This window comes from Ruminococcus sp. AF20-12LB, from assembly GCF_003478985.1.
Taxonomy (GTDB): domain Bacteria; phylum Bacillota; class Clostridia; order Lachnospirales; family Lachnospiraceae; genus Blautia_A.
On record NZ_QUGH01000005.1, the window covers coordinates 130,675 to 145,827 of the forward strand.

Sequence of the window (15,153 nt, forward strand, 5' to 3'; positions counted from 1 at the left end):
TTACTGCCATTGCATCGATAAGGAACTTCCCTATATTTGTTTGGTGTGGTGTTTGCTGCTCCATAAAGAAGCAACAATTAGAAAGTTGTCACGAATGCTGTAGAATCCTTTCGTATTCATAAGGCTGTCCCTCTTTAAACTTCACATATTGACTATAAGAAATTATACCAGAAAAGCCTCTTTTTGCAAATGTCAGTATGTTATGAAACCAAGAATTTACAAAGCTCTTGACAAATGTTTAAATAGATTAATAAAAGTAACCTAGGAGGATTAGACATGGTAAAGAAAGTTTTAGAATTGCTACTGGCAGAATACGAGGAAGAAATGCCTATGAAGCAGCAGTTTGCAAGTATGCTGATCTGTTTGGCAATCACAGGTCTGTTAATCTGTATCCATGACAGGCAGGAAAAAATAAGATCAAAGGAGCTTACAAAATGATGAAGATGAAAGAAGTCTGGAACTCAATATATCCTTATCTGGAAGACGCAATTGACGAAAAAGATTCTCTTCCTCTTAAAACTCAGATTGTTCTCTCTCTCGTCGTTTTCGGAATATGTATGCTTCTTGCGTATTCATCCAATAAGGCTTATGCAGAGCGTAACATGAACGCTTCAGAAGACTATTCCGGAAGTAAAAATACCATCTCAGATGAAAATAGATTGATTCAATATGGCAATATGGGAGCCTATCTGCAGCAAAATGGTGAGCGTATATCTGACTATTACCCAATAATTGAAGAAAATTTTGATAGCGACATGCTTCGGATAATAGGTTCTAACGGATTATATGGTTATATTTCTAAATATAACGGTGAGGAATTAATCAAGCCAAGTTTTCAGGAAGCAACTCCTATGAATAAAAATTCTGCTTGTGTTAGCAAAGATGGAAAAAATTATTTTTTCATTGATGAAAAAGGGAAAAGAATAACCCGGGATTACAGGCAGGCATATCCATGGGAAAATCAGGGACAATATGCCAGAGTGGAAACAACAGACGGTTGGGCAATTATTAACAAAAAAGGCGAAATTCTCCTTGACCAATGTACCATGATCAATTCATTGCCCGAGGTAACAGCGGAAGGAACCGCCCTGCGCGACGGAAAAGGGGTACTGTTCCGCATTAATACAGATGGACAATTGGAGACAATATCTGTTGTAATGGAAATACCAGAGGTTTTGGAAATTTCGGAATTACATTACAATAGTTTTGCAATAATAGAAAAAGAGAACGGATATGGGGTGGTTTCTGCGCAAGGGGATATAATTGTCGATCCGGTATACGAAAAGATTACATGGGAAGCAATTCCTTTTGAGGATAATGAGTATGGACACAAAATGATCTTTAAATGCAAAGTTTTAGGCGGACCTTACGAAATCAAAAACTGGGATCCGAGAAAGAAATTGAAAATAAGCAGACAGGCAGCCTTAGAAAAGACTGCCTGTTATATTACTGTATATTCAGATTTGCATACGTGTTATATACCACTGCCCCATCAAGCCAGCGGTTTGGCTGGGAGAAGGTAACAGGTTCTGTATTTTTCAGAAGCTGCCCGTAAAATAGTGCTTATTATATACATACGAAACGGTATTTCTGCTGTACATCAGGATATTTCTCGCGGTTCACTTTGCTCAAAAAATCTTCAACAGGACGAACCCATTCTTTTTCCGGATGAGATACGAAACGGTATGCGACATATTGCTTTTCCTGAAACAGAAAAAAGAACATCTTCGGATGCCCTTTTTTCATAAATACATAGATTAGATTTTTTGCAGATATCTTTCTTTGATCAGCACTATCCCATCCATATGTTCTAAAACAAAACAGAACATCTTCCGACAGGAAGAAGATTCCGGAATGCAACGGTAATTCACCTTATGGGAAATACCACTTTCGTCTCTGACTGTATCTGGCATATTAGGCCACCACAGCTTTGCAGAACTTCTCTTTTTCATAATTTTTCCAATTTCTGTTTCAAAATTTTTAACTTGGAACTTCTTTCCTACAAGTTCCTTCAAAATCTCATTATCACTATTTTTTTTCATTATAAATTTCCTTTCTTATCCACAGTACTCCTCGAACATTACCAGATACCGCACTACTGCTTTTCCAGAAGCTTTTTTCTCTTCTACTCGGATTTCTTTCTGAATGTTTTTGATTTTCTGCTGATACCGTTCACAAGTATTCTTGACGGTATCAGAACGCATATCATGCCGGCATAAAGGGCAGCAAAAGCCTTTGATGTAATCTTTATTCAGTTTTGACCCACAGCCTGTACAGGTAACCAATGCCACCTTAAATGATGAAAAGCTATGTGCTTTGGTATATTCAGCAAGCTTCTCCTGTTCTGCCTGGAGTCTTTTAACAAGATCTGCATATTTTTCGTTGGCTTGCAATTTTCCTTATCATAAAATGGAACAACTACATTCCAGTTCCGGTGCCAGTCATCACGTTCATCCAGAAACTCTTCAGCTGCTTCCCTGTCAGCCAGAGGTTCTGGAACAGAAACTTCATGAATTTTAAACCTGGCCCCGGCATTTGGAAATTCAACCAGATCTGAATTGTTTTTCACACGCCGGTCAATATGTGCGTATGCGGCTGCAATACTTTTCTTTGACATATCATTAATGACAAGACTATCTCTTACCCAAGACATATAAGTTCCTCCTTTGATTTCTCCTGACTATTGTTGATAGCCAGGAGAAAATTACGTTAAATGGCATCCATAATCCGGATATCTTCCGGATCATATCCGAGTTTTTTTGATACTTTTTCAAGACTGAGTCCTTCCAGGTCGTATGTACTCATATATGTATTAAGAGCATATACTTTCTTGATATAATCACCATGGACATGGTCACAGCCTTCCTCATCAGGAACCACATTATTCTGGAAGCGGTCGCACCAGCCACCTTCGTAGCACTGCATACAGCATCCACAGGTGGCAGCAGGAAGAAAATCTTTCTCATCCTCTTCTTCAGAGCCATAATCTTTCTGATACTCTTCATATGCTGCTTCCACACACTGGTACTGTGTTTCACCATTTCCTTCGCAGTATTTTTCATATGCCCATTCAGCATATTCTTGCGACTTATCTTCAGGAACATCGAAATCATTTTCCAGTGTTTCACGCATCCAGTTTGTAACAAACTCAGTATTTGCCTCAGAAAGCTCCTGTGAAGTCAGTTTTGGTTTGATTTCGAAAATCTTCCAGTCATATTTGCAATCAGATCGGTTATACCATGCAGCGTCCTTCTCGATATCGAAGTCTTCTTCACGGTCAAACTCTATCTGATTCCAGTCATCAGGGATCTTTTCTAAACTCATTGCTTCTGCAAGATTGGCTTCCATTTGGCGAAAAGCATCCTTTTCTTCAATATAAGAATCAATCAGGGCCATGTCGCGGTCACAGCATTCCATTAATATAAACATAAAAATTCCTCCGTAATAAATCATTCAATTATTTCATGACAAGTTTCCATATCTACCTCAATCTTATCCCATTTTTTCTGCGTATACCAGAATGCACAGCACAGACATCCTGGATGTGTATCTGGATATTTATTTCTGAATTTTTCAAAGGCCTCTTCTTCATTTGTAGCCTTAACAATCAGATATCCCCGGTAATACGGAAAAATTGGATCTGAGCCAAAAGTAAAATAAAAGTTGTTCATAAAAAATTCCTATCTAATCCATATTTAATTTTCTCTCCTTTCTACTCGGTATATTTAGATTCATTCCTAATATGTAATTCTGAAAAATGGCAAAGAAAAAAGAGAGCCAAAAAGACTCTCTGAAATATGGATTTATTTTTTGAAATACCGCTGAATCGTAGACCACTCTGCGGTTTTAGACGTCCGTATTTCCAGCCATGCTTCTGCATTATCGGAAACTAACATCTGGAAAAGTTCTCTCGCCCTTTGGATATTCGCCGTTTCCGTAGCCGTTGACATGGCATCAAAACGGTTCCGCTTAGATGAGATACGGTAGATTGGATAACCTTCGCTTTCTACGGGCTCAACATCGTATTCGATATCCAGTTCTGGAAAAGCCCTGCAGAGTCTGTCAGAGACTTTCTCCTGTGCTTTCTGGTATGCATCATCCGAATCCACTGCCTTCACGGAAACAGATCCTTCGCATCTTGCTCCGTTAATGGATACTTTAAATTGATAATCAATTAATGGCCGTTCATCTTCTAAAACCTTCCAGTTTCGGAACAATTGTTCCAGTTTTTCTTTCACAGCATCGTAATCATTGCCATAAAAATTAATAGGATTTTCCGGATTATAATCTAGATCTGCATCCCTTTCAGCATTGAGCATTGGGAATCGTAATACACTTTTCATCCAGGAAATCCTCGAAAATATCGATGACCTGTCCTATAAATTCAGCTCTTTCTTCTTTTTTTATCATAATAAATTCCTCCAAAATCAATCATTAAGTTGCTTTCTCTTTGCTACAATTTCAGCTGCTCTTTTGTCATACATTTTTCTGGAGATAGTCTTTTTGTTCCAATATGCATTTCTGACATCCTCCCAGATGCAACTGAGTTCAAAGGAACTCGCAGCTTTCTTGATCTGCGTTCTGTAATTAACCATTGCTCTTCTCCTTAACAATTTCCACCGATAAGTTTCATAACTCCGCCGGTATAATATTTGTCAAACCAGTTCCAGACAGTTTCCTTTTCTGTCCCTTTTGGGAAGATAAACCAGTTGACGGTCTGCTTGTCATCCACAGTAAGTGGGATATTTCCCAGACTCTTCCAGATATCCCGGATTAAGGCATCGAATGAGATATAGCTTACAGCTGCATTTCCGTCCATATCAAAAACAACTACATGGACTGCTTTATTTTTGCTTAGCGGCATAAGCTGAAACAGTGCCCACTGGATACAGTCATCCAGGGATGGAAATTCTTCGTGAAAGGTAAAACTCTCCATTTCTCTGTTTTCTTTTTCCTGAAATTTGGATACAAAAACTTTACAGGAATTATGCCCTTTTCCTGAATATACTGGTAAAAAAGCATGGTTACATGTCTGACCATAGAATTTTTGAAGTTTCATAATAATTTCCTCCATCGATATTTTTAGAATCTAATCCATATTTGTTTTTGGCTCCTTTCTTCGATACATTTAGATTCAGCTTTAATATGTATTCCCCATCTGATTGCAAAGAAAAAAGCCGGGTTTCCCCAGCTTTTTCTTATGTACATCATGAAGCGAAAAAGAAATTTCCAGATACATAGTATCCACCCTTTTCACAGTTACCTCCCAGTGAATCCAGATACTGGTTTCCATTTTTGCTTCTGGAAACATAAATATAAGATGACTTTCGCATATAACCATTTTTTAATGCAATACACCCATAATCCAGAGCCAAAACCAGTTCAATGCCCAGCTTTTCTGCCTTTTCTTTTGCCAGTTCATACAATGCTTCAAAAATGCGGTCTCCCTTTTTACCGGAAAATCCATTTTTATAACATCTTTCCAGGAAAAGAATCAGCTTTTCATCGGAAACGATATCGCCTTTTTCAACGTCTGTAAAGTGCAGAGAAGATGCTTCCTTTGGATTTTTGGAATCCGAACACTTTGTAAGACGCATTAAAGCACGTCCAATAATTTCCCCGTTTTCCGTCACATACACAACTTTCTTATTGGCATCAAAAGTTGCCAGCAAACATTCATTATACATACCGTTTGCATAATGCATACAGGTTCTTGCAGGTTTTACACCGATTTCCATGCTGCTCTGAAAGTCTGTATATTCGGAGATCTTAATTTTTCCGTTTGCAATAGAAAGATTTTCTCTCCAGATAGATTCTAAAGTATCTGTTACAGGGAATCCGATTTCTGACTGGAAATTCTGGTATTTTACCTCGTCAAGCTTTCCGTAAATTTCAGCCTTTGCAAGCAGCAGAATATTTTCAGACTGCTGTGTATGGTTGTATCCCTGATCTTCATAATAGTCATGGCCAATTGATGCATTTCCCTTCAAACAGAAATTCATAAATGATTCTGCATATTCTTCCGGGATCTCCAGCTTTTCTTTCAGCCACTTGCTGTCTTCGTCAAGGTCTGTAAAAGCCTGTTTAAACTTTTCCAGTCCAAGAGCAAACAGTTCCGGCTTCATAAGATTGCGCAGAATAATAGTTACATCCATTCCCGTTTTTGCTGAATCAGCCAGTCTGACTATTTCAGTAATTTCCTTTTCTTTCAGCATAAGATGAAACATATCATTTTTCGCTACATGTTCAATTTGACGGCGTTTGCAGTATTGTTCAAAGGATTCATCAGATAAAGCACAGCTTACTACCTCACAGGCTTCATCAGAAAGACCATTTCCTGATATGCCACCGTGGAACAGCTGCCGGATGCGTCTGAGTTTTTCGTCCACTTTCATAGTGGAATCCAAACTGCTGTAAATTTTCCGGATCCATGCAGGCTGCAGGGTAAGTGCTGCCAGTTCTCCAAAGGTAAAAGTCCCATTCAGATATTCCAGGTCAGCATTGTTCCTTACATACAGATATTTTTCGTCTTTGTCCCTTTTCAGGAGAGTTTCAATATCTGTTTTCTGTAAAGTATTGACATTGCAGAGGCTCCAGAACTTGTCCCTGTAGTAATAAAAGATGGAGTTAAGAGGCAGTTTCAGGAACAGGCCAAGCTGTTCTTCCATCAGCCTCAGGAACGATTTCTTATGTTCCTTAATCGCCATCAATGCGATAGCGGCAAGGTCATCAGAACCTTCTTCCGATCCATAGATACGGTTGATGAGGTCCGTATACCTGTTACCAGTACACACAGCTAGGAAGCAGGCATTGGTTGCAACTGCATTGGAAATTTCGTCCGTGCTAAAACCAGATATGTTCTGAAGAAAGCCTTTTAACAGTTTCAGGTCAAACCTGACGTAAGAAGCTTTTTGAAAATATCCAGATAAAACCATGTCCGGGTCTGAATCCGGATTTTCTTTTGAATATCTTTCACGCAGTTTATTTACGGTTTCTCCGACAATTTCTGCAGACTCACGGTAATCACGTCCGTTCTGCAGCTTAACACTGCTGCAGTAGCCTTTTCCAAAAGCATAAATGCTCAAAGCTCCTGGCTGGCGGAGGATATCCGGAAATTCACAGATATGGGAAGCTTCATTGGAAACATCGAAATCCTTTGGAAGGCTTTCCAAAACATAGTATTTCTCAATACTGTTTTCCAGTTCTTTAAAACTGTCTGCATGACAGCATTCGCCAAGTATAAATTTCCTTGCTTCCCTGGAACAACGTCCTGCATAGAGAATGTCCACTAATTTTTCATGGCCTGTCTTCAGCAGCAGATATAAAAGCTGGACATCCCGTATATTGCAGGAACAGCTCTGATATCCTTCCAACTGAACATAACGTTTGATACAGTCTGCCAGGACATCCGGTTCAAATTCCCAACCAGTTTTCAGAAATTTACCGAGTGGTTCGACATAGTCAGAATCTATCTTTTGATCGGCTGTGAGCAGGTTCAGTACTTCTACTGTTTTTCTGTCAGCCAGCAAAGATACGGAAACTGCCTGCCTTTCACCAGATACATGATATCCAGCATCTGGCAGTTTTGCCTGGAGCAGTTTCATATGCTCCAATGCTGCTGCCTTGTCCCTGATCTGTGTCAGGGCGGATTTTGGCAGGTTCACCTTTCTGGTGTAATCCAGAAATTCCAGGTTCCAAACTGTGTTTTCTAAATATTTATTCATTTTTAGTTTCCTCCATTAATTTACTTACAAAATCCATGAATTCTTTTCTGGTGATATAGTCACTGTCGTAACATTCCAAAAAGAAATTTGTGCATTTACGGAATACCTTTTTGGTTACAGGAATCATTGCACTCAGATTCCGGTATGCGTCCAGAATTGCAATGACGGTTAAATCTTTAGAATAACCGCTTACATAAGACGGCATTTTCTTAGAGAGAATATCCAGTCTTTCTGCGTCTGAAAGTCCATTCAATTCAGCATCCAGCTTTTCTCTAATAGCATTCAGATTTTCACGTTCCTTGTTTTTTCTATTTTCCTCTTCCAGTTCTTTTTTCTTCTGAACATACGCTTCATATTCTTTTTCGGAGAGATAATCCTGGCGAAGAACATTCAGAGCATTATAATTTCTGGCTTCAAGAGCCTTGTACCATTTTGCACAAATCTCTTCCCCAATGATTTTTCAGCTTTGTCCGTTTGAAATGAAACCGGCCATTAAATCAGAAAGGGGGCAGATGTCCGGAATCCTTGTGATCAATTCACATATCAATCCCAGCATGGTTTCGCATTCTTCCTCTGAGAATTTACGGAAAAGAACAGGTTTATCTGTTTTATGATAAGCAATGCTTATCACCCAGCTGTCTTTCATTGCCTTTTCCAGATAATCGGCTTCTTTTCCCGTAAATATCCAGTTCCTGCTTTCACAAAAATCTTTCAGGAATGCCAGAAGGTATGGACTGTCCATTTCTCTAAGATATTTTCTTGACTCCATGGAATTGATTTTCACAAATTCAGAAAAATCCAGATATCCGGATTCAAATAAAGGATGCAGTTGCTCTGCAGTGAAATAGGACGCCTGCTGATACAGGAATTCTTTGATATCCTGATCGAAAATATCATCCAAAACAGGTTCTTTCTCTTCCAGTTTCTTCTGGTCCGCAATATATTCCTGAAGAACATGGGCATAAATCTGAACCAGACGTTTTGGGAGCACAGGAAGTGCAGAACCATAATCGGATTCTTTTTTGATCCCTTCCGGATACAGGTACTGCACCAGGCCGCGAAGCCATTCCTCTTCTTCTTTCCTGCTGGCAGAAAGCTTATGGGTACCATTTAGTTCATCCCAGCGTGGTACCTGATTTTGGGCATTGTAAACATCATACCGATAATTATCACTTATTTTCATGGTCAGCAGGTCAAATAAAAGGTATGAGTTCCAAACATTCGGTACCCCAGGCTGGAAGCCTTTCAGCAGGAATTCCCTAATGATATTTTCACCATCGATTTTCTGGGGCATTTTTTGACCGTCAAAATATTCTCTTACAAAGGTCCTTAAACAATCTGTAAAAGAAATTTCTGTTTCCTGATGGAACAGTTCCTGGAACCATCTCTTTAAAAGTCTCCACCATTTGATGGCAGACATTTGCTGAAGATAAGTCCGTTCATTATTCAGAAACCAAATACCAGAATTCAAATTTAAAATATCCATTTCGGTATATCCCAAATTTTTCAGGAACTTTTCATTTTTAGTTTTCACGGGTTCTTCGTACAATGCTGAAAAAACGAGAATCATTTGTCCAAGATCTTTACCGAAAGTCTCTTCGAAATTTGTTTCCATGCAATCTCTAAGAATAGATATCTTCAGATTGCGAAAGAAGGAAATGACAGACATATAAAAGGTGTCATGCTCCAACACTGGTATTTTGGATATGCCTATAATTTCTTCTCTTTTGACAGTCAGTATTTTTTTGATCAATCTTGTCTCAGCTGCCTTATTTTCTTTCCAATAACGGGATCGTTCTTCTTCAAAAAACAGTGATAGAAATTCAAAGAGATCTTCCAGGTTGCTTTCCTTGGCAGATGTAAGTAAAAGAGAGATATCCTCTCCTGTCAGTGTTGCAGGCTCCGAATCCAGATAACTAAAGACCAAGACCTGGTATAACAGGATCAGGTTCTGTTCTTTTACTGCTTTTTCCTTTGCCCGTTTCAGGAAATCTTCCAGCTGGGATCCAATAAAAGTCCCGTCTGTATGATATTTTCCTATTCTGGAAAGACCTTTCATAACAGAGATGTAATCACTGATAGATGTAACTCCCTGCTCTTCCATTCTTTCCAGAAGTTCCCCAGGATACCGGAAATATTGTTTGATATCCTAGTAATCTCCATACTCGCAGTTCATACCGGCAGCTGTCTTGGCAAAGCCAATAATCCCTTTGTAAAGTTTTGTGTCTTCTTTTTTGCTTTTCATAATGTATTTTCTCCTTTCATCAAAAAAATTTCTTTGCATATTCCGCAAGAACTGCGCATCCGTTCCAGAGGAACGGAGCGCCATTCCGCTTCAAACTGAGCAAAGCTCAGCAGGTTTATTAGTTACCGTTGTTTACTCTACGATCCCTGCCAGGAAATTCAAGACGATATGCCTTGGATGTCATTCGGCTTAAGCAGGCATCTGCATAGGTGGAATCTCCAAAAAGTTGATACCATCCGGATACTGGAATCTGTGAGATAATAATAGTTGCCTTGCGGCAGTCTCTGGACTCGATGATTTCAAACAGGTCGCGGCATTTTTCGATATCCAGATCCATTAAGCCGAAATCATCTATCACCATGAGATCATAAGCGGCCATTTCATTCGAATACTCGAAGTAATTACCTTCCTGCCTGGCATAATCTGATTCCTTTAAAAGAGTGTTCGCACGTATATATTTAACAGTACGATTCTGATGCATTGCTGTGATACATAAGGCGCAGGCGATGTGCGTTTTCCCAGCACCGGCCCCTCCGGTCATCAGTAGGTTATTCGGCTCATCGATCCAATCACACTTGGCCAGAAGTTCTATGACGTGTGTATTCAGCTGACGTTCTGGATCGTAGATTGAACTGTCAAGATCCGCTGCAGGATATTTCAGGGACGCTTTCTTCATGAGGCGTTTAAACTTTTTACTCTCACGCTAATCCCACTCATGATTTACAATATCAGCAAAGCGGACTTCAAATGGTTCGAGACCTGTGTTTGGTTCCAGAAGCTGCTTTTCAAAGGCTTCAGCCATACCGGACATACGGAGTTTATACAGCCGATCCATGAGTATGTTCTGTTCCTTTGTGAGTTTATCGTTCTAAAGATAGTATTTTAATCTGTATGCCATAGTATGTCACCCTTACTTATAGTAGTCCTTTCCTCTAATATTTTCATGATTAGGCAATGTTCCTGGTGAATGCTCGGGGAGTTCCTTCACATCCATCTTTTTTAGCATCTGCTTGAAGGTAAAATATTTACAGGAATTGATCTCTATACATTTACGGGCACTTCTTCAGCAGCACCTTTCGGGATTGTTTTTACTTTATGCAGGATACCTGCACAGGCATTATAAGACTGCTCTTCATGTTTTGATGATTTTAGGAGTCTGTCAATCAGTTCTGACATTGCAGGACCAATGGCAGAAGCCCAACGACGGTAATAATTACCATCCTTTGAATTGACTTCTTTATAATAAAGGTGTTCTGGCGGCATATGTTCATCTACTGTGATATACAGCGGAAACTCTCTATAAGACCGCTTATGTGTACAGATCAGCCGATTATACTGATCACAAATCCTGATCTCCGATGCAGTTGCCTTCAGGATTGCAGACTTGCCACAGTAAGAGTACAATACGGAGTAGTAGTGGCCGTCATACTCGATGTGGTAATTGTTGGGAACTTTTAAGACCGCTTTATAGTCGCAAGCCGTGTAACATCCGCCTGGCAGTGGTTTCATACATGGTTTGTCATACTTTTCGAAAGCATCCAGTCTTGAGAAATCCTTTCCTTGAAAAGATCGTTTATTGAGGACCGCTACTATTTTTTTAATATCAGCATTCAGGTCTTCAAATGACACATATATCTTTTCTTTTAATTTCTCAACCAGATATATTTCAAGATAACGTACATGATTTTCAACTGTAGGCTTGCCTTTCGGCTTTCTAGCGGGCGGCGGAAGAACTATAGTTTCATAGAAATCTTCCAGATCTGCAAAGATAGACTGCAGGATAAGTTCATCTTTTGTGTGTTTGGTTACAGCAGTTCGCAGGTTATCGGGCACAAAGTATTTCGTAACAGCACCATAAAATGAAACAGCATGGGCACAGCCTTCTATAAAACATGGGAGTTTCTCATTTGGAAAAGCTTCTGCATAGATTAGGCTACTTACTCCAAGCGTGGTCGCAAAAATATGAACCTTGTTAATCTCACCTGTTTCAGTGTCTGTTAAAAGTTCCGGCTGATCACCGACCCAGTCGATATACATCTTTTCACCCGGGATTCGGTTTACAGCCATTGATACTTTCTGACCATCATAGTTTTCCGCTATGAATCGGTTGAAGTATTCATAAAACTGTGACTTCTCATAACCATCAGGATTCTTTTCTTTATAATCCAGCCAGCAGAACGAAATGTTCATGCGGCTTCCTGGTGTATGGATTCTGTCATAGTAATACTTGAAATCTGGAAGAGGGATATCTTTCCTCTGTAGATTTTTCTGCGGATAGAAAAGGTTCTCAACTTCCTTAGGTGCCATCATTCGGAGTTCCTCAATCGGGATCCCGTTGGCATGATATCGGCTCATGATCAGATTTAATGTACCTGAGCCAATCTTGTAACGGTCCATAACAGACCTGGTCTGACATCCATTCAAACGCATCTGGATGGAGCCGATAATCGTGTTGTAGTCTTGCATAGTTATGCCTCCTTTCGCAATCATTTGATGACTACGAAAGAACTATAACATGTTGAAAACTTATTGATCAGCTGAAGCGGAAATACGTTCAGCTACATCCGGAAAGACCGATCAATTTTTAGCGGAATGCGTGGTCAGATGAGCCGGAATTTGCAAATTTCTTCGTTGATAATATGTATTTTTGATGTAGGTAAACAGAAAAATTAAAAGATACAGAAAGATTTGACAACAAAAGCTTTGTAAAGCACTGATATGAGATATGAAAATAGGAGTATTGGTATATATTGGCTCGGAACCTTATCTTTTGTTGATTTTTCTGAAGATAAAAATAACTTTGGCAATAAAAAACGAGAGGACCACTGTTGTAGTTCTCCCGTTATAATTTCAATTTTCAATTTTATTCAAAAAATAATTGGATACCGCTTAAAATTCCTGAAGCAATTTTTTCCTGTGTTTCCTGTGTATAATCAGAAGCACGGTCTCCGACTTCAACATCCACAGATGGAATTGTGGAATAAGAAGTCTGGGTTAAATCAATTTCTACAGATCCACTTCCGAATATTTGGATTCCATGAGTTTTCACACCTTCAAGAATGGATTCTCCCAGTTTTTCATGCTCTGTCCAGTGGGATGCAACCGGCTCCATGGACCGGTAAGTTACATTTTCCGGGACACTTATGTAAAAAAATCCCTTATCTGTTTCTGAAGAATCATAATGAAGTGAAATATGGCAGTCAGCATTTTCATTTGCATAAACAGTCCGTGCAATATTGTCAATCTGGCAGTTATTTGTTTCACGGATCATCAGGACATCATATCCGCCATCTAATAACTTTTCTTTTAAAAGTTCTGCCAGTGAAAGCGTTGCTGCGGCTTCTTCGGTTCCGTCTAAAAAAGTGGTTCCTCCTGAAATTGCGGTTGCATATATTTCTCCAGCAGCCGTGCTTCCCCCAGTTACTTTTGCACTACCATCGGGATGACACTGAGTTCTTTCGTTACTACCACCAGGAGTTCCATGCCCAGCATTTACTGCTATAACATGATTTTTTCTTATCTGGGCATCGGACTGGTATAATATTACGATATCATCATGTATTTTGGGAAAATCTGCATACTGCCAGGTATTATCCCAATAAATTTTTTCAATCTTGGGAACCAGTTCCTGAGTTGGAGATGGCACCTGGGTAATACTTACTGCTGTACTGACTTTGGATGATGTATCAGGTGATACAGTTGGGGAAACTGTTTGTAATCCGTCAACAGCTTCAGTTTGGTGAGATTCTTTCGTAGCAGGATCTGTTTGATTGCTGCTGTATTGGGAGATTTTAATTTCCCAAAATACACCAGCCAAAAGTCCTATTAAAAGCCCTATTATGAATCCGCTTAATAATATACGAAAGAATAATCTCACTCTTCTTCTGCGCACCTCTGCGCTTCTTTTTTTCATTAATAACGACCTCCGTTCAGGAAAATTTTTTCAGTAGATAACAATGAGTTGTCTTCTTATTTACTTCCATCCTTTTTCTGTTTCGTATGCTACAATCGTTTTTATATTTTCCTTTTCGTATTCATTAAAAATTGAATCTGGAAAGTCGTCCGGTTCATACTGAGGCACATACCAGGATTTGGACTCAAAATAATTTTTTATGGATTCTGTAGTAAATTTTCTTCCACGACGGGCATAGATTTCATTTCTGGCCAGCAGGACTTCTTCCTGGGAAAGGCCATCCAAATCAGAATAAGAAATGTACTCTGAGTCACTATAAGGTAAAATATAATCGGATAAATTTTCTTCAGAACTGTTATAATATTCCTCATTACTGTATTCATCAATGCCAGCATCTGTATTGTTTGTATCATAATATTCAACATCATTGTCATCTGAGTTGTTTTCCTGAGTATTATAATCCTGGCTATAATCTGAAGCTGCTGTAGAATCAGCATCGACATAATTGGTATTTTCCTTATTTTTATTTGCATTAACAATAAAGAAAATTGCTGCAACTAAAATTGCTATTCCAATAACAAGGGCAATACCGCTTCCTTTTGGATTATTATTACTATTTCTGTTATTATTTGTAGGAGGTATGGGTGGTGGCGGAGAAGAATTACGAATAATTTCTCCATATTCATTCATAGGCATAACTGTAATCCTCTTTTGCTTTTATGTGTTTTATTTGATTGTTATCTGGTTGTATGTGTATACGCCGATATATGCATAAATTAACATTTTTATAGCTTTTCCAATGAAACATAACAAGAAAAATTTCTTCTTCTCCATTTTTATGCTTCCTGCCATTATTCCGAGAATATCGAAAACCGGAAGCGGCAGGGCCGCAAAAAGAACTATGGCAAAATTAGGAAATTTTGCATAAATGCCTGTTACTTTATCAAAAATAGCACTATTTTCTACAACTGCGCTTCCGTAATATCCAGTAAAATACCCGGTAAATTCTCCAAGTGATGCTCCGAAGGCACCAATCAGCGCGACCATAACAGAGTTATAAATGGTTGCCATTGACATGACAACCATAGTACTGGAAGAAGGGAAAAGAACCGTTGCATTCAAAAGCAAGCATGCCATAAAAGTTCCGATATATCCGTATGCTTTTAAATTTAGAAAAAATTTTTCATTCGTATGAAGGATATAATTTAAAACTATTACCATGAAAATAATCAATATAAATAAAGATATTTTTTTTGCAGAAAATTTCACGC

The 15,153-nt window shown here is 38.9% G+C and carries 17 protein-coding genes and 1 pseudogene; 2 read left to right on the forward strand and 16 right to left on the reverse strand.

What is annotated here, in order from left to right; genetic code table 11:
- Nucleotides 1-276: 276 nt before the first annotated feature.
- Together DWX61_RS18930 and DWX61_RS08270 are read left to right on the forward strand one after the other, a co-directional pair.
- Entirely contained in the window at nt 277-438 is a 162-nt protein-coding gene (locus DWX61_RS18930; RefSeq protein ID WP_182433970.1) for a hypothetical protein, read from the forward strand.
- Nucleotides 435-1,523 (forward strand): WG repeat-containing protein, encoded by a 1,089-nt coding sequence (locus DWX61_RS08270; protein ID WP_118624734.1) that lies wholly within the window; start codon nt 435-437, stop codon nt 1,521-1,523. Before DWX61_RS18930 ends, DWX61_RS08270 begins: the two co-directional genes overlap by 4 nt.
- Before the next feature lie 234 nt (nt 1,524-1,757).
- Here the strand turns inward: DWX61_RS08270 and DWX61_RS08280 are convergent, their stop codons facing one another.
- From DWX61_RS08280 to DWX61_RS08350, 16 genes and pseudogenes are all read right to left on the reverse strand, one after another.
- Complete coding sequence (locus DWX61_RS08280) at nt 1,758-2,042, reverse strand: hypothetical protein (RefSeq protein ID WP_118624738.1); 285 nt, start codon at nt 2,040-2,042, stop codon at nt 1,758-1,760.
- A gap of 209 nt (nt 2,043-2,251) precedes the next feature.
- Nucleotides 2,252-2,653: a hypothetical protein gene (locus DWX61_RS08290; RefSeq protein ID WP_118624742.1), complete on the reverse strand. Its 402-nt coding sequence runs from the start codon at nt 2,651-2,653 to the stop codon at nt 2,252-2,254.
- Nucleotides 2,654-2,709: 56 nt separating this feature from the next.
- Nucleotides 2,710-3,429, reverse strand: coding sequence for a hypothetical protein (locus DWX61_RS08295; RefSeq protein ID WP_118624744.1), 720 nt, complete (start codon nt 3,427-3,429; stop codon nt 2,710-2,712).
- Nucleotides 3,430-3,449: 20 nt separating this feature from the next.
- Entirely contained in the window at nt 3,450-3,671 is a 222-nt protein-coding gene (locus DWX61_RS08300; protein ID WP_118624746.1) for a hypothetical protein, read from the reverse strand.
- A 132-nt stretch (nt 3,672-3,803) separates the two neighbouring features.
- Nucleotides 3,804-4,343, reverse strand: coding sequence for a hypothetical protein (locus tag DWX61_RS08305; RefSeq protein WP_147419614.1), 540 nt, complete (start codon nt 4,341-4,343; stop codon nt 3,804-3,806).
- Nucleotides 4,344-4,427: 84 nt separating this feature from the next.
- Nucleotides 4,428-4,595, reverse strand: coding sequence for a hypothetical protein (locus DWX61_RS18935; RefSeq protein ID WP_182433971.1), 168 nt, complete (start codon nt 4,593-4,595; stop codon nt 4,428-4,430).
- Between the two features lie 11 nt (nt 4,596-4,606).
- On the reverse strand, nt 4,607-5,059 hold the full coding sequence (locus tag DWX61_RS08310; RefSeq protein WP_118624750.1) for a hypothetical protein: 453 nt from the start codon (nt 5,057-5,059) through the stop codon (nt 4,607-4,609).
- A gap of 148 nt (nt 5,060-5,207) precedes the next feature.
- Nucleotides 5,208-7,724 (reverse strand): hypothetical protein, encoded by a 2,517-nt coding sequence (locus tag DWX61_RS08315; protein ID WP_118624752.1) that lies wholly within the window; start codon nt 7,722-7,724, stop codon nt 5,208-5,210.
- Nucleotides 7,717-7,977, reverse strand: coding sequence for a hypothetical protein (locus DWX61_RS08320; protein ID WP_118624754.1), 261 nt, complete (start codon nt 7,975-7,977; stop codon nt 7,717-7,719). The genes DWX61_RS08315 and DWX61_RS08320 overlap by 8 nt, the downstream gene beginning before the upstream one ends.
- Nucleotides 7,978-8,184: 207 nt before the next feature.
- Nucleotides 8,185-9,828, reverse strand: coding sequence for a hypothetical protein (locus DWX61_RS08325; protein ID WP_118624756.1), 1,644 nt, complete (start codon nt 9,826-9,828; stop codon nt 8,185-8,187).
- 259 nt (nt 9,829-10,087) lie between these two features.
- Nucleotides 10,088-10,660, reverse strand: a pseudogene (locus DWX61_RS08330) (ATP-binding protein); the annotation flags it as partial.
- 12 nt (nt 10,661-10,672) lie between these two features.
- Nucleotides 10,673-10,804, reverse strand: a complete 132-nt coding sequence (locus tag DWX61_RS19250) for a hypothetical protein (protein ID WP_286188064.1) — start codon at nt 10,802-10,804, stop codon at nt 10,673-10,675.
- A gap of 206 nt (nt 10,805-11,010) precedes the next feature.
- Nucleotides 11,011-12,435: a Mu transposase domain-containing protein gene (locus DWX61_RS08335; RefSeq protein ID WP_286188065.1), complete on the reverse strand. Its 1,425-nt coding sequence runs from the start codon at nt 12,433-12,435 to the stop codon at nt 11,011-11,013.
- A 397-nt stretch (nt 12,436-12,832) separates the two neighbouring features.
- Nucleotides 12,833-13,882: an N-acetylmuramoyl-L-alanine amidase gene (locus DWX61_RS08340; protein ID WP_118624758.1), complete on the reverse strand. Its 1,050-nt coding sequence runs from the start codon at nt 13,880-13,882 to the stop codon at nt 12,833-12,835.
- A gap of 60 nt (nt 13,883-13,942) precedes the next feature.
- Nucleotides 13,943-14,578: a YARHG domain-containing protein gene (locus DWX61_RS08345; protein WP_118624760.1), complete on the reverse strand. Its 636-nt coding sequence runs from the start codon at nt 14,576-14,578 to the stop codon at nt 13,943-13,945.
- 30 nt (nt 14,579-14,608) lie between these two features.
- Nucleotides 14,609-15,151 (reverse strand): VTT domain-containing protein, encoded by a 543-nt coding sequence (locus DWX61_RS08350; protein ID WP_118624762.1) that lies wholly within the window; start codon nt 15,149-15,151, stop codon nt 14,609-14,611.
- Nucleotides 15,152-15,153 lie beyond the last annotated feature (2 nt).